Genomic DNA, 22,165 nt, shown 5'->3' on the forward strand with positions numbered 1-22,165 from the left:
CCCGACGGTGCCGCCCCCTTCGCCGGTGTCGCACCGGCTGACGCTGACCGCGCTGCTCCTGCTCACCTTCACGACGGGGCTGATCGACGCGGTCAGCGTGCTGGTACTCGGGCACGTGTTCGTCGCGAACATGACCGGCAACGTGATCTTCCTGGGGTTCTGGTTCGTCCCGCACTCCGGCGTGGACCTGACCGCGGCGATCGTCGCGTTCGCGGGATTCGTCGCGGGCACCATCATGGGCGGCCGGCTGTCGCGGCACCTGGACAGCCACGTGCGGCGCTGGCTGGTCACCGCCCTCGGCACCGAGGCGCTGCTGCTCGCCGTGCTCGCGGTGCTCGCCGGCACCGGGGTGCTGGACTATCACGACAACCGCAAGCTCATCCTGATCGCCGGGCTGGCGGTGGCGTTCGGCGCGCAGAACGCCACGGCCCGCCAGTTCGGCATCCAGGAGTTGTCGACCACGGTGCTGACGTCGACGATCGTCGGGATCGGCTTCGACAGCCGGCTGGCCGGCGGGACCGGTGACCGGGAGAAGCTGCGTTACGGCGTGGTGGCGACGATGTGCCTCGGCGCGGGCGTCGGTGCGACGCTGACGCGGTTCACCGTCGCACCGATCATCGGGCTGGCGGCGCTGCTCGTCACCGCGAGCGCGGCGATCTTCTGGTTCGGTGAGCAGGGCTGACGTGTTCCACGTGAAACGCGACGCCCGGGCGCCGGCGGGCTTCTTCGCGTGCGAGGCGGCGGGGCTGCACTGGCTGGCGGCCGCCGACGGGGGAGTGCCGTGTGCCCGGGTGGTCGCGGTGGACGAGCAGTCGCTGACGTTGGAGCGGTTGACGACGGCCGCGCCGACCGAGCGTGCCGCGGTGACGTTCGGTGCGGGCCTGGCCCGCACGCACGCCGCGGGTGCCGACGGATTCGGCGCACCTCCGCAGGGCTGGACCGCGCCGCACGGATACTTCGGCCCGCTGGGCCGGCCGCTGCCGATGAGCTACAGCCGGGAGGCGTCCTGGGGCCGGTTCTACGCCACCCACCGGCTCAGGCCGATGGCCGAGCGCGCCGCGCCGCTTCTGGACGCCGCCGCCCGGGAGGCCGTGCAGGCCGTCGTCTCCCGTTGTCTGGCAGGCGATTTCGATGATCCTGCTGAAGCGCCGAGCCGGTTGCACGGCGACCTGTGGAGCGGCAACGTGATGTGGACGCCCGGCGGGGTGGTGCTGATCGATCCGGCCGCCCACGGCGGGCACCGCGAGAGCGATCTGGCGATGCTCGCGCTGTTCGGCTGCCCGCACCTCGACGCCGTGCTCGAGGGATACCAGAGCGTTCGGCCGCTGGCCGACGGCTGGCGGGGCCGCGTCGGCCTGCACCAGCTCTACCCGCTGCTGGCCCATGTCGTGCTGTTCGGCGCGGGCTATGCCGCCCAGACCCACGCGGCGGCGCGCAGCGCGCTCTAGTTGAACGCGAGCCACGCGGGCTGCGCGCGCTCGTGCGAGTCGCACAGCACCGCCATCGTGTCGCAGGAGCCCTGCGGGGAGCCCGCCCCCGCCCACATGCCGCCGGTGTCGCGGCGCAGCACGATCGCCGAGGATCCGCCGCCGTCGAGCAGGACGGCGGTGTCGCTGCCCAGGCCGCGGAACAGGTCCTGGATCTGGTCGGGGGTGTAGCTGCCGCCGGAGAAGACGTACATCTCGTCGCGGTCGCGGACATAGGCGATCGCGGTGCGGGCCGCACTCGGCCCGGGGTCGTTCATCTGGCTGGTGTCGCCGGGGGCCAGTAGGCCCAGACCGGCCACCGCGACGAAGCGGGTGCCCTTGTCCAGCAGACCCGCGATCACCGGGGAGGCCGCGTCGAAGTCGTTCTCGCTGCGAGGCGGGACGACGAACGGCGCGCCCTGCACCGGCAGGATCATGGTCGACAGCTCCATCCAGTTCTCGTTGCCGCCCGAGAGCCCCTGCTTGCCCGCGTAGGCCAGCGTGCCGGTGACCGCGGCGTTGGTGCGGCCCAGGTTGCGGGTGTTGTCGACGTAGGCGCCGAGCGGCGAGCTGCACCCGGTCGACTTCCATGAGCCGCCCTGCTGACCGCGCACATCGAAGAAGTTGGCGTTGATCGCGATCGTCGGCTGCCCCAGCACCTGCCATGCCTGCAGCGGCGAGTAGGTCTCGGAGGCCTGCAGCAGTCCCTCGGCGGTTCGGGCGCGCGGATCGCGTTCGCAGCGGGCCTGGAAGCCGGTGTGCGAATCGGCGAGCAGCCGCGGGGCCAGCCGGGTGGACGCGGCCTTGATGATCATCAGCCGGCCGCCGTTGGTCATCTCGTACCAGCGCCCCGAGGCGTCGAGCATCGGCGCCGGGAATCCGCCGCCGAAGTTGTAGACCAGGTACGAGCCCTTGGTGTTGGCGATCGCGCCGGCGAGCAGCTCGCGGGCGCTCGCCGCGGCGGCGGGCGGTGCGGTGACTCCCGCGGCCACGACCGCGCACACCACCGCCGCAGCAGCGCCGCGCAGCGCCCGGCGAATGTTTGCGACAGGAGTCGGCACGACGGCTCCTCCCGAGGGTGTGGTCTGACGAGTTCGGTCGAAATGACAGCATCAATCCCACCAGACGCACTGTCAACTTTCGTCACAGCAACATCACAGGACGATTCCGGGCGGGTCGCTGGAGTGTTTGCTGAGAATCGGGTAGACGAAGGTCATGCCTACCGTGTCACGCACCTTCACCGTCAGTCCGCCGCCCACGGTCGTCCGGGACTACCTCGTGGACTTCGCCCACGCCGAGCAGTGGGATCCGGGCACGCAGCGCTGTGAACGCATCGACAGCGGGCCGGTGGGCGAGGGCGCCTACTGGCACCGCGTCTCGAGGATCTTCGGCCGCACGGCGGAGCTGACCTCCACGCTCGATGAACTGACCGACCACAAGGTGGTGTTCGTCGGCGAGAGCCGCTCGGCCACGTCGGTCGACACCATCACGATCGAGCCGGACGGTGCCGGGTCGATGATCACCTACGAGTCCGAACGGCACATGCACGGCACCGCCCGGCTGCTGAACCCGGTGATGAAGCGGGCGGTCGAAAGACTCGTCGGCGATACCGAACGGCAGCTGACCGCAGTGCTCAACGACCTGGCCGAGCAGCCGGATCAGGCGGGCGGCGCCAGCCGGTAGATCGCGTCGGCGGCGTCGTCGGTGATGTAGACCGCGCCGTCGGGACCGGTGACCGCTGCCACCGGGCGGCCCCAGCGCGAGCCGTCCTCGGACTGGAAGCCGCCGACCAGGGTCTGCTGGTCGCCCAGATCGCCGTCGCGCCACGGGAAGAACGACACCTCGGGCGCGCGTGGCGGCGTGGCGTTCCACGAGCCGTGCACCCCGACGAGCGCACCCTCTGCGAACGGTTCGGGCAGTACGCCGGTGGTGAAGCTCAGCCCCAGCGGCGCCGAGTGCGCGCCGAAGCTCTGCTCGATCGGTGGCAGAGCCGCACAGTCCATCCGGCTGCCGTCGGCGTTGGTCTGGACGTCGCGGACCAGCGGCAGGTTCGCCGGCCCGCCATCGGGATTGCAGTACGGCCAGCCCAGCTCCCGTCCCGGCGTGAGCCGCGCCAGCTGTTCGCGCGGGTGCTCGCTGACATAGGACGGATCGACCTGACCGGTGCGCGGATCGGCGATGTTGTCGCGGCCGTTGTTGGCCGTCCACAGCGCGCCGTCGGGGGCGATGGCCAGGCCGGTGCCGTTGCGGACACCGGTCGCGAACGGCTCAGCGGGCCCGCCGCCCGGCGGCACCCGCATGACCGTCGCCCGCGGCGGAGTCGCGGTGCGGTCCTCGGCCGTGATGTTGCCCGTCGACCCGATCGAGAAGTACACCGCCCCGTCCGGTCCGATCGCCACGCTCTTGAGCGCGTGGGCGTAGGCGCCGCGCAGGTCGGGGCTCTTCGCGTCGGGTAATCCGTCCGCCACGACGCGCGGGTTGGTGGCCGTGCCTTCGCGGTAGTCGTAGGCGTCCACCCGGTTGCTCTGCGCGACATAGAGCGTGCTTCCCGCGAAGGCCAGCCCGTGCGGCTGGTCCAGGTCGTCGAGCAGCGTCGACTCCTCGGCGCCGGAACCGCGGGGGGTGAACCGCGCCACCGTGCCCGCGCTCGGCACCGACACCAGCAGCGTGCCGTCGGGCGCCCAGGCGGCCAGCCGGGGCCGCGGCGTGCGCGCCCACACCGACAGCGTCCACCCGGCGGGGACCCGCACCTGCCGCGGCTGGTCGAACGGCGCCTGCGCCAGATCCGGCGGGACCTCGACGGTGACCACGTCGGTCCCGGTCGTCGCCGGCGCCGAGGACGCGGTGGCACCCGTCGACGACGACGGCGACGACGGCGACGAGGGCGCCGGCGCGTCGGTACACCCTGCGAGCAGGGCTGCGCCGACGAGCAGCGCTCCGATTCGGTTATGCCGCAGCAAGTCCGGCATGCATCTCCCAAACGAGGATTTCGGCGGCGTCGGTGGCGGTGACGCGCTGACCGCCCGACGCGGTGAACCGCACGGCGTCGCCTTCGTGCAGCGGTCCGGCGCCTTCGAGGACCACCTCGCCGCGCGGCACGAACAGGTGCAGGTACGGCGCGTCGGGCAGTTCCACGCTCTGCCCGGGCTGCAGCCGGGCGCCGTGCAGCGCCGCGTAGCGGTTGCGGATCGTGATCGCGGCGGCGTCGCTGTGCTCGGGCATGCCGGAGGCGATCGTCACCAGGCCGCCACGCAGCAGCTCGTCGTCGATCTCGAGCTGCTGATAACCGGGGGTGATGCCCGATTCGTCGGGCACCACCCACATCTGAACGAAATGCACGGGCTCACTGTGCGTTTCATCGCCCGTCAGCGTCCACGAATCGTTCTTCTCGGAATGCAGGATGCCGCGGCCGGCCGACATCCGCTGCGCCAGCCCCGGGTAGATGACCCCGGAGTGGCCCGTGGAGTCCTGGTGCACCAGCGAGCCGCGCAGCACCCACGTGACGATCTCCATGTCGCGGTGCGGATGGGTGTCAAAACCGGTGCCGGGCTTGACGATGTCGTCGTTGTTGACGAGCAGCAACCCGTGGTGGGTGTTGTCGGGTTCGTAGTGACCGCCGAACGAGAACGAGTGCTTGGAGTCCAGCCAAGCGATCTTCGTGGCGGCGCGATCCTCGGCGCGCCGGATGTCGACGACGCTGTGGGTGGTGGTCATGCGATCACTCCTCGGGAGTCTTGGCCAGCCTAGGTGGCTGTTCTGCGTCCGACAACATGCATGACACATCATGTATTCCGTACAGTGGGGGGATGGAATGGCTCACGGCCGAGCAGCAGCGCATCTGGCGCGACTACCTGGCGATGACGAGCAGGCTGCATACGGCGATGCACCGTCAGCTCCAGGCGGACTGCGAACTCTCGCTGTCCGACTACGACGTCCTGGTCGCGCTGTCCGAGCGGGGCCCACTGCGCATCACCGAACTCGGCGAGTTGATCGGCTGGGAGCAGAGCCGGCTGTCACACCAACTGCGCCGGATGCGCGGGCGGGATCTGGTGGCGCGCGAGGGCGACGACGACGACCGCCGCGCCGCGACGGTGACGATCACCGATGCCGGCCGATCCGCCCTGGAGACCGCGGCGCCCGGGCACGTCGACCTGGTTCGCTCGGTGGTGTTCGACGGGCTGTCGCCGGCCCAGCAGCGCGCGTTCGGCGCCGCGATCGGCGCCGCGCTCGACCGCCTGCGGGCCGTCGGCAGGACCGACGAGGCGACTCCGCCGCGGTGAGCTACTTCTCGACGAGGGCTCGCAACCGGTCGATGCGCCGATCCCAGCGCTGCGACAGCGTGGCCAGGTAATCCTGGGCGGCGAGCAGCGAGGTGGTCTGCACCGTCCAGATCCGCTCCCGGCCCCGTTTCTCACTGCGCACCACCCCGGCCGACTCCAGCAGCGCGAGGTGCTTCGCTGCCGCCTGCCGGGTCACCGGAACCGACTGCGTCACCGCCGACGTCGAGCACGGCCCGGTGTCGCACAGCCAGATGACCATCCGCAGCCGGTGGGGATCGCCCAGCGCATCGAACAGCGGTGCCGCGCTCGTGGCGGTCACGCCCATTGCGGCGCCGCCAGGTACTGCCCGATGAGGCGGAGCTGGGTGGCCCAGCCACCGCTGTTGTCGGCGAACGCCGCCGCACGACGGGATTCGGGAAGTGCGTCGAAGCCGGACTCCACGATCTCGACGAGCACGCCGCCGTCGGCCTCGGTCAACGTGAACTCCACCAGGGTGGTCAGGTCCGCGAACTCCGGCTCCGGCAGCGGATTCCACCGGAAGGCGAATCGGCGGGGCGGCTCGACCGTGACGACGTGCAGCGGAAACGTCATGCCCGCGAACGACTCCTGGCTCGCGGCGACCTCGTCGTCGACCGCGGTCGGTGTCATCACACCGGTGACGGTGGCCCCGGCAACGAACGGTCCGTCGACGGTCATCCCGAACCAGATGCCGAATTCCGCGGAATCGCTGATGGCCCGCCACACCCGGTCGAGGGGGGCCCGCAGCAGTGCGCTCTTCTCGATGCGATCAGTCATTATGCAACCTCCTGGTTGCCTTTTACGCTAGACCAGATCGCGGTCGATGTGCAACCTTTTGTTTGCCTATTGATCCGGCCGGCTCACAGCGTCGCGGGCAGTCCGAACTTCTCGAACAGCGACTGCTCCATGAACGCCACCACGTGGGCGATGCCCGTGTCACGGATGTCGAGCACCTGCAGTTGGAACGCCTCGTGCACGCCGGTCTGCGGGTTGCGCATGTACATCGCCGCGGCCGGCTGGCCGTTGGCGGTGGTGCGCACGAAGAGCATGTCCCCGGGCCCCTCGGCGGGGCAGTGGTTCTTCGACAGCGACACGATGTCGGCCGGCCCGTCATACCAGCCGTCGAACGGCGGCATCTCCCAGATCGCATCGGCGGTGAACAGCTCCACCAGCCGGTCGATGTCATAGGTCTCGAACGCCGCGATGAAGCGGTCGAGCAGCTCGGCCGCCTCCGGCGACTCGACATCGGCTGCCTCGTCGTCACGGGTGGGCGCCACCTCGTCGAGTTGCGCCCGGGCCCGCTGCAGCAGGCTGTTCACTGCGGCGGTCGACGCGCCGATCGCCGCGCCCACCTCGGCGGCCTTCCACTGGAGCACCTCGCGGAGCACCAGCACCGCGCGCTGTCGCGGCGGCAGGTGCTGCAGGGCTGCGATGAACGCCAGCCGCACCGATTCGCGGGACTCGGCGATCACCGACGGGTCGGACGGATCCTCCCGCGGCGCGTCGGGCAGCGGCTCCAGCCAGGTGATCTCGTGGCGCTCGTGGAGCTCACCGAGGGGGTCGGACGACGGTTGCCCCAGCCCGCTGGGCAGTGGCCGCTTGTTGCGGCCCTCCAGCGCGGTCAGGCAGGTGTTCGTCGCGATCCGGTACAGCCACGTGCGCACCGAGGACTTGCCTTCGAAGCCGCCGTAGGACTTCCACGCCCGCAGATACGTTTCCTGGACCAGGTCCTCCGCATCGTGCAGCGAACCGGTCATCCGGTAGCAGTGCGCGAGCAGTTCCCGCCGATACCGCTGGGCGTCGGCGAGAAAGGCGTCCTCGGCGCTGCTGCCATCGACAGCCAACACGGTCACGTATCGCAGCCTACGCAGCAGCACCGACAGGGTCAGCCCCCTCGAGCCCGGTGAGACCTCGGTGTCGGCAGACTCGCCCGCTAGTCTGCCGGTCATGGCCGTGACGCGAACCGAACGCAGCTTCGACGGGGTCGGTGGCGTGCGCATCGTCTACGACACCTGGACGCCGGATCAGCCGCCGCGCGGGGTCGTGGTGCTGGCCCACGGATACGCCGAGCACGCCCGCCGCTACGACCATGTGGTGACCCGGTTCGCCGACGCCGGACTGCTCACCTACGCCCTCGATCACCGCGGCCACGGCAGGTCCGGCGGCAAGCGCGTCTACCTGCGCGAGATGGCCGAGTACACCGCGGACTTCCACACCCTGGTCGGCATCGCCGCCGACGAGCATCCCGACCGCCCCCGGGTGGTGCTCGGGCACAGCATGGGCGGCGGCATCGTGTTCAGCTACGGCGTGGAGCACCCCGGCGACTACACCGCGATGGTGCTTTCCGGGCCCGCCGTCGACGCGAACGAGTCGGTGTCGCCGGTGAAGCTGCGAGCCGCCAAGGTGCTGGGCCGGATCGCCCCCGGGCTGCCCGTGGAGAACCTGCCGGCCGATGCGGTCTCCCGGGATCCGCGAGTGGTGTCCGCCTACGAGGCCGATCCGCTCGTCTACCACGGCAAGATGCCCGCCGGCATCGGCCGCGCGCTGATCGGCGTCGGCGAGACCATGCCGAAGCGGGCCGCGGCCATCACCGCGCCGCTGCTGGTGGTGCACGGTGAGGCCGACCGGCTGATCCCCGTCCACGGCAGCAGGCGTCTGCTCGAGTGCGTCGGCACCACCGACGCCCACCTCAAGGTGTATCCCGGCCTCTACCACGAGGTCTTCAACGAGCCGGAGCAGGCGCTGGTGCTCGACGACGTGACGTCGTGGATCGAGTCGAAGCTGTGAGACGCGTCCTGGCGGCGCTACTCGGGCTGGCGGTGCTGCTCGTGGCCGGCTGCTCGTCGAACGCGCCGACGGCCGCGCCGGAGTGGGTCGACGAGGAGGTGTCGTTCACCGCCGACGGGCTGACCCTGTACGGCACCTACCGGCACCGCGACACCGACGACCGCGGCCCGGCCGCGCTGCTGATCTCCGAGAGCGGCAACACCGACCGCAACGGCGACAACCAGGTCGCCGGCCCCATCGGCAACATGCGCCAGCTCGCCGAGCTGCTGTCGGAGCGGGGCGTGGCGACGCTGCGCTACGACAAGGTCGGCACGGGCAAGACGGGCATCGGCCCGTACGCCGCCCGGCCCGGCGACGTCGTCAGCGGCGTCTACACCGCGGGCGCAGGGGCCGCCCTGCGCTTCCTGGCGGGCCGGCCCGGCACCGATCCGGACCGGGTGTCGATCTACGCGCTGGGCGAGGGCACCATTCACGCGCTGACGCTGGCGGGTGACGCCGCCCCCGACGCCCCGAAGGTCCACTCGCTGGGCCTGTTCCAGCCGCTCCCGGGCCGGTACCTCGACATCATCACCGACCGGGTCGAGGCCGACGGCAAGCCCGAGACGGTCGCCGCCTGGACCGCGGCCGTGCAGCAGATCCGCACCGAGGGCACGGTGCCCGACAAACTCCCCGACGGGTTGAATGCGATCGTCAACCCCGGCAATCTGAAGGCGGTCATCGACGCCGACCGAATCGACCCGATGGCGCTGGCCGCGAAGGTACCCGCGGGTACCCCGGTCCTGCTCACCTGCTCCGACGCTGACAACCAGGCCCGCTGCCAGAACGTGCGGCCGCTGGTTGACGCGCTGAGCCGGACCGCGCTGACCGTCGTCGAACTCAAGGGCGTCAACCATGTGCTGCGCGACGACCCGACCGACAGCATCGCCAACTACGCCAAGAAGGATCCGCTGTCCCCGCAGCTGGTGTCCGCACTGGACGCGTTCGCCACGAAGTGACCGACCGGCTGTGGATGAATTCGGTTGTGGGGATGAGCAATACTGGTCGGCGATGACATGTCTGCGGCCCGGCCTAGGTTTTCGGGCATGAGCACTGACGAGAAGATGCTGGCCCGGATCGCCGCGCTGCTGCGCCAGGCCGAGGGCACCGACAACGAGCACGAGGCCGAGGCGTTCATGGCGGCCGCGCAGCGGCTGGCCACCGCCACGTCGATCGACCTGGCGGTCGCCCGGTCGCACAGCGAGACGCGGACGGCCGCGCAGACGCCGGTGCAGCGCACCGTCACCATCGGCGAGCCCGGCGCCCGCGGGCTGCGCACCTACGTGCAGCTGTTCGTGGTGATCGCCGCCGCCAACGACGTGAAATGCGACATCGCGTCGAACTCGACGTTCGTCTACGCCTACGGCTTCGCCGAGGACATCGACGCCACCCATGCGCTGTACACCAGCCTGGTGCTGCAGATGGTGCGCGCGTCGAAGGACTACATCGCCTCCGGCGCGCATCGGCCGACACCGACCATCACCGCGCGCATCAACTTCCAGCTCGCCTTCGGGGCGCGGATCGGGCAGCGGCTGGCCGAGGCGCGCGAGCAGGCCCAGCAGGAGGCGACGAGAGGTCCGGCGAGCAACCCCGGTACCGCGATCGCGTTGCGCAACAAGGACCTCGAGCTCAAGGACTACTACCGGCAGACGTCGCGGGCGCGGGGCACGTGGCGGGCCACCAGCGCGACGGCGGGCTACTCCTCGGCGGCGCGACGGGCCGGCGACCGCGCCGGGCGGCGGGCGCGGCTGGGCGGCGAGACGGAACTGGCGGGAGCACGCCCGGCACTGGAGAGATGACCCGCGACGCGCAGCGCGCGAAAGTGCATGCCGCAGAGGGCTTTCTGCGACATCAGCCCTTCTGCTTCCAGAACGGCGGCACGACGCGGCCGCGCCGCACCGCCATGATCAGCAGGACGACCCCCGTCGCGGTGCACAGCACGAACGCGATGACGGAGGCTTCGATGCCGAAGACGCCGCCGGTCAGCAGTGCCGGGCCGTCGATGTCCGGCTTGATGAGACCGGGGAGGGCGTAGCCGCCCGACACGGTGCCCGAGAAGACGGCGGACTGAGTGAAGTTCCAGGCGAAGTGGAAGCCCATGCTCATCCACAGCCGACGGGTCAGCATGTAGGCCGCGGCGAGCAGGATGCCGGCTTCGGCGCTGATGAAGATGGCGCCCAGGAGCGTCGCGGTCGGGTTCATAAGGTGGAGGAGACCGAACACCAGTGACGACACGGCCAGCGAGATCCAGCTGCCCAGCAACTCCTCGACGATGCGGAACAGCGCGCCGCGGAACAGCAGCTCTTCGAAGATCCCCGAGCTCAACGGCACGGCGATCGCCGGCAGCATCGCGGACACCGGGTTCAGCCCGTCGATCCGGTAGATGCCCGCCACGATGAGGATCAGGATGCAGGCGGTGTAGAGCCCGGCTCCGATGAGGAGGCCGATGCCGAGTTCCCGGCCCATTCCGGGTAGCGCCAGTTCGGTGACCGCCCGGCGTTCGACGAGGCGGACGAATCCGATGTAGACGGCGAAGCCCACCGCACACCAGCCGATGACGACGGCGATCTGCAGCAGCGGATCGTCCGCCGTGTCGCCGATGAACTCGTTGCTCTTGGCCAGCAGGAAGAACAGCGCGGCGCCGAGGACGGCGAGGCGCAGCGGCGGGAACTGCGCGACACGAAGCCATACCGGCTTGTGGCTGGTCACATCGTTCATGGCAGGCTTTCAGCTGTCGTTGACGGGATTGTCATTGTCACGCATCCCGGTCTGGACGGTGACCGATCGCCACGGTGTGACCGACGAATCCCTCTCTACGCGCCGCGAATCCCCGAAGCGTGGTATCCGGCGCGGAGCAGCAGTGCCGCCTCTGCTCCCAGCACGGCGTCGACCAGGAACAGCATCGCGTGCCGGAACTCCGCTCCGTGCCATCGGGTTCCACTGCGGGTGGCCGGGAGCCCTTCGCTCACCGAGAGGTGGTGAGCCAATTCGTGCAGCACCGTGCTCTCACGACCAAAAGCCCTGTTCACCATCGGGATTGCCACCGTCGCGGTCGACGGCTCGTAGTGCGCCTTGCCTTGACCGCGGCGCTCCCGGACGCGGACCGGCCCGGCGTTCGGGTAGCGCTGTCGTACGGAGTCCGATGTCAGCACCGTGTCGACATACCGCTGCACCGAGGCGATGTCGGCGAATCGCTTCTGCAGGGGAACGTTGAGGTGTGAACCGTGGAAGTTCACCGGCCCGCCCCTGTCGAGCACGGCGGACCACTGGTCTTCGGCCCCGTAGACCGCTGATGCGCTCATGTCGGACGCCTGCCGCCGGACAGCATGGTCAGCATTCTGCCGTGCATCTGATGGGTCACGCCGCGCGCGGTACGGTCGCGGATGTGACCGAACCCGACTGGGTGTCTCTCGACGAGTTGTTCACCGACCTGCTGCACACCGAGGACGATGCGCTGCGCGCGGCCAGGGACGCCGGTTCCGCAGCGGGTATGCCCGCGATCGAGGTCTCGGCGCAGCACGCCAAACTGCTGTCGCTGTGGGTGCGGGTCGCCAAGGCGCGCCGGGTCCTCGAGATCGGCACGCTGGCCGGCTACTCCACGATCGCGCTGGCCCGCGCGGTCGGGTCCGACGGCTCGGTGGTCAGCCTCGAGTTCGAGCCGGCGCACGCCGAGGTGGCTCGCGCCAACCTGGAGCGGGCGGGGGTGGCCGACCGTGTCGAGATCGTCGTCGGCGCGGCGCTGGACACGCTGCCCACACTGGCCGACCGGGCACCGTTCGACCTGGTGTTCATCGACGCCGACAAGGAGAACAACGTCGCCTACGTCGAGTGGGCCATCTCCCTCGGCGCCCCCGGAACCGTGATCATCGTCGACAACATCGCCCGCTTCGGGCGCGTGCTCGATCCCCGGCCCGACGATCGGCAGGCGCAGGCCGTCCGCGACATGCTCGCGATGATGGGCGCCCACCCGCGCCTGGACACGGCCGCGATCCAGACCGTCGGCACTAAGGGGTGGGACGGCTTCGCAGTCGCGGTGGTCGGTTAACGCCAGGCCGCGCGGTTCACGACGGTGCCGCGGTGCATCACCCGGTCACCGACCACACCGTCGTGGTCGGCTTTGTGCATGACGCAGCGGTTGTCCCAGATCACCACGTCGTCGGGCTGCCACTGGTGCCGAAAGACGTTGTCCGGCCTGGTGGAATGCGTCAACAGCTCGTCGATCAACTCCGCGGCGGCCTCCGGTGCCATCCCGCTGACCTCCCGGCAGCGCTGGCGGGTCGACAGGTACAGCGCCGTCCGCCCGGACAGGGGATGCCGCAGCACCAGGGGATGCTGTGCCGAGGTCTCCGCGCCCTCGTCGAGGTCGAGCCCGGTGACGACGTGGGTGACGACGCGCTGGCGGATGCGGGCCTGCACGTCCCGCGGCAGCGTGTCGTACGCGTTGAACTGGTTGGTGAACAGCGTGTGCCCGCCGCGTTCGGGCACCGTCACGGCGCGCAGCGCGGTGTAGGCCGGCGGGCAGCGCAGATAGCTGGTGTCGACGTGGAACGACGAGCGCGGCGCCCGGGTGCGCCCGACGTTGGTGATGACGTTGAGCAGTGGGGCGTGCGGGACCGGGGTCTCCCCGGTGGTGAACACCAGCTCGCCGAAGCTCTGCAGGAACCGCACGAAGTCCTCGTCGCCGACGCGCTGGCCGGGCAGCACGAGCACTCCGTGCACCGCGAGCAGGGCGCGCAGATGCGCGACGACCGTGGGGTCCAGCGGGCCCACCCGGACTCCGCGCACCTGGGCGCCGATCGGATGGCGGGTGGTGATCTCGATCGTCATGCCGCCTCGACGCGTGCCTCACGGCACAGGGTGTCGAACAATGCTGGAAGCGAGAAGCCCTGTGCTACAGCCATTTTCACGATGACGCTGGACGGGGCGAAGGAGCAGTACGGCCCGGCCTCCAGGAACCACGGCACCCCGTCGGGGTCGATGCGGAAGTCGAAGAGCCCGTAGTGCCGGCAGCCCAGCGCCCGGAAGCAGGCCCGCGCCGCACGCCACACCGGCTCGACCACCGGGTCGTCGTCAGAGACGATCCAGGCGCGTCCCGCGTCGCCGGCCACCAGGCGCAGATCCCCGCCGCCGGAGCGGTCCAGCTTGTCCGCGGGTAGCCGGATCGGGGCGTCGAGCGCGTACTCCTCCAACGGCAGGCACACGAGTCCGCCGTCGACCTCCAGGACGCCGCAGCGCACTTCGCGTCCGAGCGGCACATACGCCTCGACCAGCACGTCCGCCGAGTACGAACTGGCGCGGCCCACCGCGGCGCCCAACTCCGCGCGGTCGGTGACCAGCGACACCCCCATCGAGTTGTCCGACCGCGCGGGTTTCACCACGACGGGCAGCGGCAGGTCGACCTCGTCGGCACGCGTCACGACCCGGCCCGCCGGCACCGCGACACCGTGGGCGGCGACCAGCGCGCGGGCGACCGCCTTGTCCGCGGTGTTGGCCATCACCATGGCGGTGTTCCCGAGGAAGGGCAGCCCCAGGACGTCGAGCAGGGCCCGATACGACGTCATCCCGGGTTGGCAGAACATCTGCGGCAGAACGACATCGGCGCGCATGTCGGCCAGCCGGGCGATGCCCGCCGCGGCCGGCAGCGGTTCGGCCGCGGCCAGGCTCTCCGCGTCGAGGCCGTCGGGGAACTGCCAGGTGCCGCCCGGTGCGACGTAGGCGAACCCGACCCGGTGGTGCTCGACCAGCGCCGCCGCGCTGGCGCGTGCGTACAGCCGCGACAGCTCCGCGTGGAACTCGTCGACCGGAGAACCGACGAGCTGAACGACGTTGCGCCCCAAGTCAGTCACCGCCCGATTCGACGAGCTTGCCGATGTTGAAGTCGATGCGCCGCCACCCGCGCCGGCGCCGCAGGTTGTCGACGAGCAGGGCGGGGATCTGCAGGTGGTACACCCCGAGATAGGGCAGCGGGTCCCACGCCGCGAAGATGGCGTCCCGGCCCTCGGCGATCACCCGCAGTCGCCGCAGCCGGTCGGGTCCACGCAGCAGCCGCCACAACTCGTGGTAGATCCAGTACGTCGGGGTCGAACCCGGCAGCGGGGTGATCGCGGTGGGCCGGTCCTCCAGGTACGCCTGCGCCACCTCGGGGTGGTCGTGGAACATCGTGATCGCGCTGTGGGTGCGCGGATTGCACTCGATCGCGTACACGCGCCCGTCGGCCGCCTCGATGAAGTCGAACGAGACCTGGCCGGTGAGCCCGAGTGCCGCGGCGAACCGGGTGACCCACGCCCGGATCGCGGGCTTGTCGACGAAGCCGTAATTCAGTTGCACCGCCGAGGATTCGCAGCAGCCGTACACGGTGACGGCGCCGTCGCGCACGGTGGAGTGCGTGCAGTACTCCTGGCCGTCGACGTACTCCTGCAGCAGCCACGGGTCGCCGGGCGACATGTCGAGGCTGTGCGCGAACGCGGCGTTGTGTTCGGGGGTGTCGCGGTGCAGACGGGTCAGATCGGTGCGGCCGACCGGGTTGTAGGACAGCCTCTTGAGGATGTAGGAGCAGCCCGGGGCGAAGTCGAAGCGCTCGATGTCGCGCGGGTCGGTGATCAGCACGGACTCCGGCACCGTCAGGCCGATCGAGGTGGCCAGCCTGCTGAAGTCGCGCTTGTCGTCGAGTGTGGCGATGAGCGCCGCCGAGCCGTGCAGGATCTCGCAGTGCCCGCCCACCAGATCCCGGACGGCTGCTTCGGGCACGCTGGCCGCCGGGCTGGACACCGGCACGAACACGTCCACCCCTTCGGCGGCGATGATGTCCGCCAGGGCCTGCGCGTAGCGCGGGTTGGACGCCTCGGGCAAGCAGTGGAACGCCGACACCGCGCGGGAGAAGCGATGACCGGTCCAGCGGTACTTGGCCGACTCGGCGAGCACCACCCGGTGCCCGGCCAGATGGAACGCGCGGGCCAGGTGCAGCGCCTTGGTCATCTTGCCGCCGCTGACGAGCACCGTCCGCGGCCGTGTGGCGGGGCGGACGGCGGGGCGCGGCGCGCGCCGCAGCAGCGCCAGCCCGGTGACGGCGAGGTCGACGGGCAGCGTGGCGGTCAGGGCGGCGAGGACGGCGAGGGTGCGGGCGGCGTCGGGAGGACGCCGCACCGCACCCGCCGGGGCGGCCCGGTCTGTGGTTTCCGCGGTGAGGGTCATCGCGGGAGCGGACGGATCAGGGTCAGCCCGTCGCGCACGGGGATGAGCACCTGTTCGGTCCGCGGGTCGTCGGCCAGCGTGCGGTTGAATGCCGCGATGGCCCTGCCGTTCTCGGTGACGGTGTCGCCGGTGGTCCACGGCTGGCCCTGCATCAGCGTGTTGTCCACGGCGATCACCGCACCGGGCGCCAGCAGGGTCGAGTCGAGCAGCAGGTCGAGGTAGCCCTGGTAGCCGCTCTTGTCGGCGTCGATGAACACGACGTCGAACGGCGGCTCCCCGCCGTCGGCGAGCCGGCGCAGCGTCTCCAACGCGGGACCCTGCTCGATCCGGATCCGGTCCCCGATGCCGGAGCTGTCGAACGCGGCCCGGGCGATCTCGGCGGCGCCGGCATCGATCTCGCACGCAACCACGACGCCGTGCGCGGGCAGCGCCTCGGCCATGGCCAGCGCGGAGTACCCGGTGAACATGCCGATCTCGAGCACCCGCGTCGCGGAGGTCATCCGGACCAGGAACTTGAGCAGCTGTCCCTCGACGTGCCCGGAGAGCATCTCCTGCTCCAGCCCGTCACGCCACAGGTGGGCGCGGGTGCGCCGGGCCAGGTCGGCCAGCGCCGGCGACTCCCCGGTGGTGTTGGCCTCCAGGTAGGGATCCAGACCGGCTGCGAGATCCCTTGCCCGGCAGAGCTTCTCGACCGTCACCGCGTCGACGGACGGCTGCGCACGCACGTGGTCGCACAGCTCGGCCAGCTGCTGGGCGAGAATGGTCGTCGGCGTGACCGGCCGCGGCACCGCGGCGAGGACCTCAGCCATCGACGGTGGCGGCGGTGAACGCGTCGATGCCGTCGCCCCCGCGGTCGTACTCGGCGCACAGCTTCTTGTGCAGCGTCAGCGTGTCGACGAGCTCGTCGACGGTGACGTCGTTGAGGAAGCGGCACGTGCCGATCGGGTCGGGCACCGCGGCGCGCAGGATCCCGTCGCGGGTGCGCAGGATCGCCGCCGTCGCCCGCTCCAGCAGCTCGGGTGTCAGGTACTCGGAGTCCAGCGCCAGTCCCAGCGCGCTCATCGTGGCCAGCACGCGGTCGCGGCCGCCGGCGGTGAGCAGGCCCCGGCGCTCGGCCAGCGTGACCGACAGCGCCATGTCGATGCTGATCGCGTGGCCGTGGAAGAACGGTGTCGGCGGGGTCAGCTCCAGCGTGGGGCTCCAGGTGTGGCCGAACGCGATGACCCGGTCCAGGTCGATCTCGTGCAGGTTCGGTGCTTCCAGCTCGAGCATGGTGGCGATCGCCTGGTAGGTCAGCCGGTGCGCGGTGGCCCGCAGCAGCGGCGTGCCGTCCAGGTGGCCGAACCGGGTGGCGAGCAGTTCAGGCCCGAAACGTTCGAGCAGGTCGAAGATCTCGGCGTTGCCGACCACGGAGATCTTGATCAGCTCGGCCATGCCGTTGCGGATCTGGTCCTCGGGCAGTGTCTTGAGGAACGAGAAGTCCAGGAACACCTGCTGCGACGCGTGGTAGGCGCCCAGCCGGTTCTTGTGGTGGCCGTGGTTGACGGCCACCTTGATCGACACGCTCGCGTCGATCAGCCCGATCAGCGTGGTGGGGATCCGGATGTAGGGCGTGTTGCGCCGGTAGCTCGCACACGCGAATCCCGCGACGTCCGTGGTCAATCCGCCGCCGACGACGAGCACCGGTTCGGTGCGCACGAGGCCGAAGTGGTCGAACTCGGTGACGATGCGTTCGAAGGTCTCCAGCGACTTGGCGGTCTCGTGGATGTGGACGCCGATCACGGTCAGATCGATCCCGTGGTGGTCGAAGTACGCGTCGATGCTGTCGCGGTAGAGGTCGTAGACCACCTCGTCGATGACCATCAGCGTGCGCCCGTACCGCCGGTAGGCGTCGGCGAGTTCGGTGTTGCCGACGTCGAACACGCCGTCGACGTAGGTCAGGTCGTAGGAGATGCGTTCGTAGCCTTCGACGTGGAAGTTGCGCTCGGAGGCGGTGACTCGTGCGGTGAGGTCGCTCATGCGTGCAGGCTCCGTTCGTTCCGGTCAGGCGGCGGCCAACGCCACCACGCGGTCGGCGTCGAGGTGGTCGGCGGTGTCGGTGGCTTCGTCGAAGTCGGCGCCGGCGGTGTTGGCGTTGGGGAAGGCGATGCAGCGCAGCCCGGCGGCGAGGGCGGCGCGCACGCCGCCGATGTTGTCCTCGATGGCGACGGCGTCGGCGGGCTCGATGTCGAGCCAGTCGAGTGCGAGCCGGTAGGCCGCCGGCGCGGGTTTGGGTTCGTCGACGTGGTCGTCCCAGACGACGATGTCGAAGGTCGAGGCGTCGATGTCGGGCTCGAGCGCCGCGAGCAGGGCGTCGACGTTGGCCTTCGACGTGGTGGTGACGAAGCCGACCTTGTGGCCGGCCGTCTTGGCCTGCTCGATGGTCTCGCGCACCCCGGGCCGGGGGCCCAGCGTCGCGTCGGCGAGCAGTTTCTGGAACAGCTGCGACTTGGTGGCGTGCACGGCGGCGGCGTCGACGTCCTGACCGCGCTCGGCGGCGTAGTCGGCGACACGCTGCGCGCCGCCGTTTGAACCGAGCAGGGAGCGGTACTCCTCCTGCGACCAGGTCCAGTCCAGCCCGTGCTGGGCGAAGGCCTCGTTGAACGCCTGACGTTGCAGTTCCGACGTGTCGGCCAGGGTGCTGATCGATCCGAAAAGGATGGCGGGCATGGGGTTTCCCTTCTGGGGCGGTGTGTGACCGTGGCATTGCCGGCGCCGGGTTCTCGACGCGGTTGCGAGGAAATGCTCTCGAACTACCATTACTGGATCTAGAGTTCATTAGTACACACCAAAATCACTAATGAAAAGGCCGTCCACCAATCCAGTTTCTGACGCATTGGTGACGCGATCGCAGCCGCAACGGGAAGGGCCCGATGGTGCCCAGCACTCAGGACAGGGACGGCGAGGACGCGCGCGTGGCTCGGACGCGCGCGGATGTGTCGCGCGCCGCTCTCGACGTGTTGCGCACCGCGGGATTCGACGAGGTCACCCACGCCCGGGTCGCCGAGAGCGCGGGCTACTCGAAGACCACGCTGTACGCGCACTGGCCGACCCGGCTGGACCTGGTGCGCCTGGCGCTCGACGCGCTCGGAGAGTTGCCGCACCACCCGGTGAGCGGGGATCTACGGGCCGACCTGATCGGTGAGCTCACGGTGTTCCGGCGCTCGGTCACCGAGCTGCGGCTCGACCGCCTCGTGTTCGGGCTGGCACAGTCGGCCACCACCGCGGCCGCGGCCCGGCTCCGGGACCGGGTCAACGCCGAGGGGCAGCGACCCCTGCGGGAGTTGTTGGGGCAGCGGTTCTCCGGTGCCCGGCTGGAGGCGGCACTGTCGATGTTGACCGGAGTGGTGACGTGTCCGTCGCTGATGTTCGGCGCCCTGCCGGCCGACGCGGTGGTGGAGGCCGCGGTCGACATCGTGCTCGCCGCCGGGCGTGACTCCTCAGCCGGTGGTCTCCCACAGCGGTGAGGCCGCCGCGGCGCGCAGCGCCTCGACGATCGCCGCCTCCTGGGACCGGAACCGCTCGGTCGGCGCCGGAACGGAGATTGCCAGCACGTGTCCGCCCGGTGTGCGCTTGGCGATCCCGGCGGCCGAGATGCCGGCCGTGTGCTCGTCTCGGTCAAAGGCGATGCCGGTGCGCCGCACCTCGCGGATCTCCCCGGCCAGCGCGGCGGGCACCTCGTCGTCGTCCAGCAGCGCCAGCGCGGCTTTGCCGTTCGCGGTGTCGGTCAACGGGAACCGGCCGCCGATCGCCGAGACCGCCCGCAGCCGGTGCGGGGACTCGATCTGGTCGATGAACCACATCTGCCGGCCGCGCAGCACCGACAGGTCGACGGTCTCGCCGGTCGCGGTCGCGACCGCCTCGAGCACCGGGCGCAGCGCGGCCGCCAGATGTGCGCCGTCGGCGCTGGCGAGCCCCAGCAGCCGGTCGCCCAGGCGGTAGCGGCCCGCGTCGTCCACCGCGGCGAAGCCGACGTCGACGAGCGCGACCAGGAGACGGCGCGCCGTCGACTTGGCCAGCCCGAGATTGGCCGCGATGTCGCCGGGCCGTAGCCGGCCGGGTGCGGTGGCGATCTCGTCGAGCGCCGCGGCCGCGCGGCGTAGCGCCTGCAGGCCATCCTCGCGGGTCGCGTCGCGGGTTCGCTGATTCTCGTCCGACTCCGCCATGCCGAGCACTATAGTGATCCGCTGTACGAATCACGATGATCCGCTATTCGGATCAGCAGGAGGGCAGAGCGGTGGCGGACCTTCCCGACGGGCGGCACTTCTTCCGCGGTGACGACGGCTACGAGCAGGCCCGGGCGCAGACGGTGTGGAACGCCCGTACGCCCGAGCGGTATCCCGACGTCGTCGTGCAGGCCGCCGACGCCGACGAGGTGGTCGCCGCCGTGCGCTACGCCGCGCGGCACGACATGCGGATCGGCGTCCGGTCGGGAGGGCACAGCTGGGCCGGCAACCACGTGCGCGACGGCGGCATGCTGCTCGACGTCAGCCGCCTCGACGACTGCGTGATCGACACCGACACCCGGACCGCCGTCGTCGGCCCCGGGATGGGCGGCAGCGTGCTCGCCGGCCTGCTGGACCGCCAGGGGCTGTTCTTCCCCGCCGGGCACTGCAAGGGCGTGCGCATCGGCGGCTACCTGCTCCAGGGCGGCTACGGGTGGAACAGCCGCGCCCTCGGTCCGGCGTGTGAGAGCGTGCTCGGCCTGGACGTGGTGACCGCCGACGGCGAGCGCCTACACGTCGACGCCGAGCACCACCCCGACCTCTACTGGGCGGCGCGCGGCTCCGGTCCGGGCTTCTTCGCCCTCGTCGTCGCGTTCCACCTGCGGCTCTACCCGCGTCCGCCGGTGTGCGGCAGCAGCCTCTACGTGTATCCCATGGCGTGCGCGGAGGAGATCTACCCGTGGGCGCGCGCGATCAGCGCCGAGGTGGACCGCCGGGTGGAACTGCAGATCGTGGCGTCGCGGGCGGTGCCCGGCGCCGGGATCGACACCCCGTCGATCGTCTTGGCGTCCCCGGTGTTCGCCGACTCCGAGGCCGAGGCGACGGCTGCGCTGGCCCTGCTGGAGACCTGCCCGGTGCGGGACCGGGCGAGCATCGCGGTGCCGTACGCCCCGTCGGACCTGGACACCTGGTACGCGGGGGTGATGAGCAACTACCCGACCGGTTACCGGTACGGCACCGACAACATGTGGACCTCGGCGACGGCCGAGGAGCTGATGCCGGGGATCCGGCGGATCCTCGAGACGATGCCGCCGCACCCGGCGCATTTCCTGTGGCTGAACTGGGGGCCGTCACCGCAGCGTCAGGACATGGCCTACAGCCTCGAAGACGAGATCTACCTCGCGCTGTACGGGGTGTGGCGCGACGCCGCCGACGACGAGGCCCACGGCGACTGGGCGCGGTCGAACCTGGCCACGATGGAGCACCTCCAGACCGGGGTTCAGCTGGCCGACGAGAACCTGGGCCGCCGCCCCGCCCCGTTCGCCACCGACGCCGCCATGGCCGAGCTGGACCGGGTCCGGTCGGTCTACGACCCGGCGGGCCGGTTCCACAGCTGGATGGGACGGGTGTGATGGCGTATCTCGGGTACCGGGCCGGCGACGCCGACACCGCGTGGGGGTCTTTCTTCGATCCGCACATGGCGCCGCTGCCCGCCCACGTGGTCGACGCGCTGCACCACGGCCCGCAGGCCGACCAGGTGCTGCTCGATTTCGCCTGTGCCGCCGACCTTCTCGACGACGGTTACCTCCCCACCGAGACCGGTTACGGTCGGCTGCGCCGGGGTGGCTTCGCGGTGTCGGTGCTGACCGACATGCCGGGGGTGACGCCGCGGATGTGGGACTGGTGGTTCGGCTGGCACGGCAGCGATGCACGCCGGTACAAGCTGTGGCATCCGCGCGCGCACGCGTCGGCGCGGTGGGCCGACGGCGGCGGTGACGGGCACTACGTCGGGCGCACGTCGCTGGTCGAGGAGTACCTCGGGTCGACGTACACCAAGGCGGCGATCCGCTTCGTGTCCCCGGAGGAGCTGGGACTGCCTGCACACCGGCTCGGCGAGTCCGTGGCCGTGTGCGCGCGGCTGGGGTCCTCGGAGCTCCCGGTGGACATCGGCTGGCTGGTGCACCAGGTCCGGCCCACGGCGGGCGGGTCCGAGATGCGCTCGCGGTTCTGGATGGGTGGGTCGGAGGTCGGGGTCAGGCACGGAAACCTGTTCGCCAACAGCATGATTCGCCCGGTGGCGGCACGCCAGCTGCCGGATCCGCGTGATCTGATGGTGCACTGCGCCCAGGAGATGAACCACCTCGCCGGGTTCCTGCCGGCGCTGTACGCGCGGTTCGGTTAG

Annotated in this window: 26 protein-coding genes; 11 read left to right on the top strand and 15 right to left on the bottom strand. The window is 70.7% G+C overall.

Going from position 1 to position 22,165, the window contains the following annotated elements:
• The first annotated feature begins 7 nt into the window (after positions 1 to 7).
• Entirely contained in the window at positions 8 to 682 is a 675-nt protein-coding gene (locus MCHUDSM44219_RS22805) for a YoaK family protein (RefSeq protein ID WP_048420542.1), read from the top strand.
• A complete protein-coding gene (locus MCHUDSM44219_RS22810) occupies positions 669 to 1,448 on the top strand; it encodes a fructosamine kinase family protein (protein WP_236695564.1) in 780 nt (259 codons plus the stop codon). Before MCHUDSM44219_RS22805 ends, MCHUDSM44219_RS22810 begins: the two co-directional genes overlap by 14 nt.
• On the opposite strand, the gene MCHUDSM44219_RS22815 is transcribed toward MCHUDSM44219_RS22810, so the two are convergent.
• A complete protein-coding gene (locus tag MCHUDSM44219_RS22815) occupies positions 1,445 to 2,527 on the bottom strand; it encodes a phosphodiester glycosidase family protein (RefSeq protein WP_048420544.1) in 1,083 nt (360 codons plus the stop codon). The two genes, MCHUDSM44219_RS22810 and MCHUDSM44219_RS22815, sit on opposite strands and share 4 nt — an antisense overlap.
• Positions 2,528 to 2,681: 154 nt before the next feature.
• On the opposite strand from MCHUDSM44219_RS22815, the gene MCHUDSM44219_RS22820 reads away from it, so the two are divergent.
• Positions 2,682 to 3,149: an SRPBCC family protein gene (locus tag MCHUDSM44219_RS22820; RefSeq protein ID WP_048420545.1), complete on the top strand. Its 468-nt coding sequence runs from the start codon at positions 2,682 to 2,684 to the stop codon at positions 3,147 to 3,149.
• On the opposite strand, the gene MCHUDSM44219_RS22825 is transcribed toward MCHUDSM44219_RS22820, so the two are convergent.
• Entirely contained in the window at positions 3,125 to 4,435 is a 1,311-nt protein-coding gene (locus MCHUDSM44219_RS22825) for a PQQ-dependent sugar dehydrogenase (RefSeq protein WP_048420546.1), read from the bottom strand. The genes MCHUDSM44219_RS22820 and MCHUDSM44219_RS22825 overlap by 25 nt on opposite strands.
• On the bottom strand, positions 4,413 to 5,180 hold the full coding sequence (locus MCHUDSM44219_RS22830; protein WP_048420547.1) for a pirin family protein: 768 nt from the start codon (positions 5,178 to 5,180) through the stop codon (positions 4,413 to 4,415). The genes MCHUDSM44219_RS22825 and MCHUDSM44219_RS22830 overlap by 23 nt, the downstream gene beginning before the upstream one ends.
• Positions 5,181 to 5,272: 92 nt before the next feature.
• Here MCHUDSM44219_RS22830 and MCHUDSM44219_RS22835 point away from each other — a divergent pair, with 92 nt between their 5' ends.
• On the top strand, positions 5,273 to 5,746 hold the full coding sequence (locus MCHUDSM44219_RS22835) for a MarR family winged helix-turn-helix transcriptional regulator (RefSeq protein ID WP_048420548.1): 474 nt from the start codon (positions 5,273 to 5,275) through the stop codon (positions 5,744 to 5,746).
• 1 nt (position 5,747) lies between these two features.
• Here the strand turns inward: MCHUDSM44219_RS22835 and MCHUDSM44219_RS22840 are convergent, their stop codons facing one another.
• The 3 genes from MCHUDSM44219_RS22840 to MCHUDSM44219_RS22850 all read right to left on the bottom strand — a co-directional run bounded on the left by MCHUDSM44219_RS22840 (position 5,748) and on the right by MCHUDSM44219_RS22850 (position 7,647).
• Complete coding sequence (locus tag MCHUDSM44219_RS22840; protein ID WP_048420549.1) at positions 5,748 to 6,071, bottom strand: ArsR/SmtB family transcription factor; 324 nt, start codon at positions 6,069 to 6,071, stop codon at positions 5,748 to 5,750.
• Positions 6,062 to 6,541 carry an SRPBCC family protein gene (locus MCHUDSM44219_RS22845; protein WP_048420550.1) on the bottom strand — a complete coding sequence of 160 codons (480 nt, stop codon included), beginning with the start codon at positions 6,539 to 6,541 and terminating at the stop codon, positions 6,062 to 6,064. Before MCHUDSM44219_RS22845 ends, MCHUDSM44219_RS22840 begins: the two co-directional genes overlap by 10 nt.
• 83 nt (positions 6,542 to 6,624) lie before the next feature.
• Positions 6,625 to 7,647 (bottom strand): sigma-70 family RNA polymerase sigma factor, encoded by a 1,023-nt coding sequence (locus tag MCHUDSM44219_RS22850; RefSeq protein WP_048420607.1) that lies wholly within the window; start codon positions 7,645 to 7,647, stop codon positions 6,625 to 6,627.
• 64 nt (positions 7,648 to 7,711) lie between these two features.
• Here MCHUDSM44219_RS22850 and MCHUDSM44219_RS22855 point away from each other — a divergent pair, with 64 nt between their 5' ends.
• The 3 genes from MCHUDSM44219_RS22855 to MCHUDSM44219_RS22865 all read left to right on the top strand — a co-directional run bounded on the left by MCHUDSM44219_RS22855 (position 7,712) and on the right by MCHUDSM44219_RS22865 (position 10,386).
• Complete coding sequence (locus MCHUDSM44219_RS22855; RefSeq protein ID WP_048420551.1) at positions 7,712 to 8,551, top strand: alpha/beta hydrolase; 840 nt, start codon at positions 7,712 to 7,714, stop codon at positions 8,549 to 8,551.
• Positions 8,548 to 9,546 carry a hypothetical protein gene (locus MCHUDSM44219_RS22860; RefSeq protein WP_172506308.1) on the top strand — a complete coding sequence of 333 codons (999 nt, stop codon included), beginning with the start codon at positions 8,548 to 8,550 and terminating at the stop codon, positions 9,544 to 9,546. The genes MCHUDSM44219_RS22855 and MCHUDSM44219_RS22860 overlap by 4 nt, the downstream gene beginning before the upstream one ends.
• 87 nt (positions 9,547 to 9,633) lie before the next feature.
• The gene (locus MCHUDSM44219_RS22865; protein WP_048420553.1) at positions 9,634 to 10,386 is read left to right on the top strand and encodes a DUF2786 domain-containing protein; all 753 of its coding nucleotides are present in this window, start codon (positions 9,634 to 9,636) and stop codon (positions 10,384 to 10,386) included.
• A gap of 52 nt (positions 10,387 to 10,438) precedes the next feature.
• Here MCHUDSM44219_RS22865 and MCHUDSM44219_RS22870 read toward each other — a convergent pair whose 3' ends face one another.
• Together MCHUDSM44219_RS22870 and MCHUDSM44219_RS22875 are read right to left on the bottom strand one after the other, a co-directional pair.
• Positions 10,439 to 11,296 (bottom strand): CPBP family intramembrane glutamic endopeptidase, encoded by an 858-nt coding sequence (locus MCHUDSM44219_RS22870; RefSeq protein WP_201778169.1) that lies wholly within the window; start codon positions 11,294 to 11,296, stop codon positions 10,439 to 10,441.
• A gap of 104 nt (positions 11,297 to 11,400) precedes the next feature.
• Complete coding sequence (locus tag MCHUDSM44219_RS22875) at positions 11,401 to 11,889, bottom strand: TIGR04338 family metallohydrolase (RefSeq protein ID WP_048420555.1); 489 nt, start codon at positions 11,887 to 11,889, stop codon at positions 11,401 to 11,403.
• 83 nt (positions 11,890 to 11,972) lie between these two features.
• On the opposite strand from MCHUDSM44219_RS22875, the gene MCHUDSM44219_RS22880 reads away from it, so the two are divergent.
• Positions 11,973 to 12,632, top strand: a complete 660-nt coding sequence (locus tag MCHUDSM44219_RS22880) for an O-methyltransferase (protein ID WP_048420608.1) — start codon at positions 11,973 to 11,975, stop codon at positions 12,630 to 12,632.
• Here MCHUDSM44219_RS22880 and MCHUDSM44219_RS22885 read toward each other — a convergent pair.
• Genes MCHUDSM44219_RS22885 through MCHUDSM44219_RS22910 form a run of 6 tightly spaced genes read right to left on the bottom strand, consistent with a single transcriptional unit; the run spans position 12,629 to position 18,487 of the window.
• A complete protein-coding gene (locus MCHUDSM44219_RS22885; protein ID WP_048420556.1) occupies positions 12,629 to 13,414 on the bottom strand; it encodes a TauD/TfdA dioxygenase family protein in 786 nt (261 codons plus the stop codon). The two genes, MCHUDSM44219_RS22880 and MCHUDSM44219_RS22885, sit on opposite strands and share 4 nt — an antisense overlap.
• A complete protein-coding gene (locus MCHUDSM44219_RS22890) occupies positions 13,411 to 14,433 on the bottom strand; it encodes a D-alanine--D-alanine ligase family protein (RefSeq protein WP_082162349.1) in 1,023 nt (340 codons plus the stop codon). Before MCHUDSM44219_RS22890 ends, MCHUDSM44219_RS22885 begins: the two co-directional genes overlap by 4 nt.
• Positions 14,426 to 15,778, bottom strand: coding sequence for an ATP-grasp domain-containing protein (locus MCHUDSM44219_RS22895; protein ID WP_201778170.1), 1,353 nt, complete (start codon positions 15,776 to 15,778; stop codon positions 14,426 to 14,428). Before MCHUDSM44219_RS22895 ends, MCHUDSM44219_RS22890 begins: the two co-directional genes overlap by 8 nt.
• Entirely contained in the window at positions 15,775 to 16,587 is an 813-nt protein-coding gene (locus MCHUDSM44219_RS22900) for an O-methyltransferase (protein WP_048420558.1), read from the bottom strand. The genes MCHUDSM44219_RS22895 and MCHUDSM44219_RS22900 overlap by 4 nt, the downstream gene beginning before the upstream one ends.
• The gene (locus MCHUDSM44219_RS22905; RefSeq protein ID WP_048420559.1) at positions 16,580 to 17,797 is read right to left on the bottom strand and encodes a sedoheptulose 7-phosphate cyclase; all 1,218 of its coding nucleotides are present in this window, start codon (positions 17,795 to 17,797) and stop codon (positions 16,580 to 16,582) included. The genes MCHUDSM44219_RS22900 and MCHUDSM44219_RS22905 overlap by 8 nt, the downstream gene beginning before the upstream one ends.
• Positions 17,798 to 17,821: 24 nt before the next feature.
• A complete protein-coding gene (locus MCHUDSM44219_RS22910) occupies positions 17,822 to 18,487 on the bottom strand; it encodes an HAD-IA family hydrolase (RefSeq protein WP_048420560.1) in 666 nt (221 codons plus the stop codon).
• A 245-nt stretch (positions 18,488 to 18,732) separates the two neighbouring features.
• Here MCHUDSM44219_RS22910 and MCHUDSM44219_RS22915 point away from each other — a divergent pair, with 245 nt between their 5' ends.
• The gene (locus MCHUDSM44219_RS22915) at positions 18,733 to 19,284 is read left to right on the top strand and encodes a TetR/AcrR family transcriptional regulator (protein WP_162232102.1); all 552 of its coding nucleotides are present in this window, start codon (positions 18,733 to 18,735) and stop codon (positions 19,282 to 19,284) included.
• Here the strand turns inward: MCHUDSM44219_RS22915 and MCHUDSM44219_RS22920 are convergent.
• Positions 19,258 to 19,983 carry an IclR family transcriptional regulator gene (locus tag MCHUDSM44219_RS22920; protein ID WP_048420610.1) on the bottom strand — a complete coding sequence of 242 codons (726 nt, stop codon included), beginning with the start codon at positions 19,981 to 19,983 and terminating at the stop codon, positions 19,258 to 19,260. The genes MCHUDSM44219_RS22915 and MCHUDSM44219_RS22920 overlap by 27 nt on opposite strands.
• Positions 19,984 to 20,054: 71 nt before the next feature.
• Here MCHUDSM44219_RS22920 and MCHUDSM44219_RS22925 point away from each other — a divergent pair, with 71 nt between their 5' ends.
• Positions 20,055 to 21,395: an FAD-binding oxidoreductase gene (locus MCHUDSM44219_RS22925; protein ID WP_109777926.1), complete on the top strand. Its 1,341-nt coding sequence runs from the start codon at positions 20,055 to 20,057 to the stop codon at positions 21,393 to 21,395.
• Positions 21,395 to 22,165, top strand: a complete 771-nt coding sequence (locus MCHUDSM44219_RS22930) for a DAPG hydrolase family protein (RefSeq protein WP_048420611.1) — start codon at positions 21,395 to 21,397, stop codon at positions 22,163 to 22,165. The genes MCHUDSM44219_RS22925 and MCHUDSM44219_RS22930 overlap by 1 nt, the downstream gene beginning before the upstream one ends.

Origin of the sequence: Mycolicibacterium chubuense, from assembly GCF_001044255.1 — a bacterium.
In the GTDB taxonomy this organism is placed as follows: domain Bacteria; phylum Actinomycetota; class Actinomycetes; order Mycobacteriales; family Mycobacteriaceae; genus Mycobacterium; species Mycobacterium chubuense.

Excerpts from the sequence above, each read along its gene's own strand:
- MCHUDSM44219_RS22835 (WP_048420548.1), top strand. The coding sequence starts at position 5,273 with ATGGAATGGCTCACGGCCGAGCAGCAGCGCATCTGGCGCGACTACCTG.
- MCHUDSM44219_RS22840 (WP_048420549.1), bottom strand. The coding sequence starts at position 6,071 with ATGGGCGTGACCGCCACGAGCGCGGCACCGCTGTTCGATGCGCTGGGC.
- MCHUDSM44219_RS22855 (WP_048420551.1), top strand. The coding sequence starts at position 7,712 with ATGGCCGTGACGCGAACCGAACGCAGCTTCGACGGGGTCGGTGGCGTG.
- MCHUDSM44219_RS22905 (WP_048420559.1), bottom strand. The coding sequence starts at position 17,797 with ATGAGCGACCTCACCGCACGAGTCACCGCCTCCGAGCGCAACTTCCAC.
- MCHUDSM44219_RS22830 (WP_048420547.1), bottom strand. The coding sequence starts at position 5,180 with ATGACCACCACCCACAGCGTCGTCGACATCCGGCGCGCCGAGGATCGC.
- MCHUDSM44219_RS22825 (WP_048420546.1), bottom strand. The coding sequence starts at position 4,435 with ATGCCGGACTTGCTGCGGCATAACCGAATCGGAGCGCTGCTCGTCGGC.
- MCHUDSM44219_RS22920 (WP_048420610.1), bottom strand. The coding sequence starts at position 19,983 with ATGGCGGAGTCGGACGAGAATCAGCGAACCCGCGACGCGACCCGCGAG.
- MCHUDSM44219_RS22900 (WP_048420558.1), bottom strand. The coding sequence starts at position 16,587 with ATGGCTGAGGTCCTCGCCGCGGTGCCGCGGCCGGTCACGCCGACGACC.
- MCHUDSM44219_RS22875 (WP_048420555.1), bottom strand. The coding sequence starts at position 11,889 with ATGAGCGCATCAGCGGTCTACGGGGCCGAAGACCAGTGGTCCGCCGTG.
- MCHUDSM44219_RS22845 (WP_048420550.1), bottom strand. The coding sequence starts at position 6,541 with ATGACTGATCGCATCGAGAAGAGCGCACTGCTGCGGGCCCCCCTCGAC.
- MCHUDSM44219_RS22865 (WP_048420553.1), top strand. The coding sequence starts at position 9,634 with ATGAGCACTGACGAGAAGATGCTGGCCCGGATCGCCGCGCTGCTGCGC.
- MCHUDSM44219_RS22820 (WP_048420545.1), top strand. The coding sequence starts at position 2,682 with ATGCCTACCGTGTCACGCACCTTCACCGTCAGTCCGCCGCCCACGGTC.
- MCHUDSM44219_RS22910 (WP_048420560.1), bottom strand. The coding sequence starts at position 18,487 with ATGCCCGCCATCCTTTTCGGATCGATCAGCACCCTGGCCGACACGTCG.
- MCHUDSM44219_RS22930 (WP_048420611.1), top strand. The coding sequence starts at position 21,395 with ATGGCGTATCTCGGGTACCGGGCCGGCGACGCCGACACCGCGTGGGGG.
- MCHUDSM44219_RS22895 (WP_201778170.1), bottom strand. The coding sequence starts at position 15,778 with ATGACCCTCACCGCGGAAACCACAGACCGGGCCGCCCCGGCGGGTGCG.
- MCHUDSM44219_RS22885 (WP_048420556.1), bottom strand. The coding sequence starts at position 13,414 with ATGACGATCGAGATCACCACCCGCCATCCGATCGGCGCCCAGGTGCGC.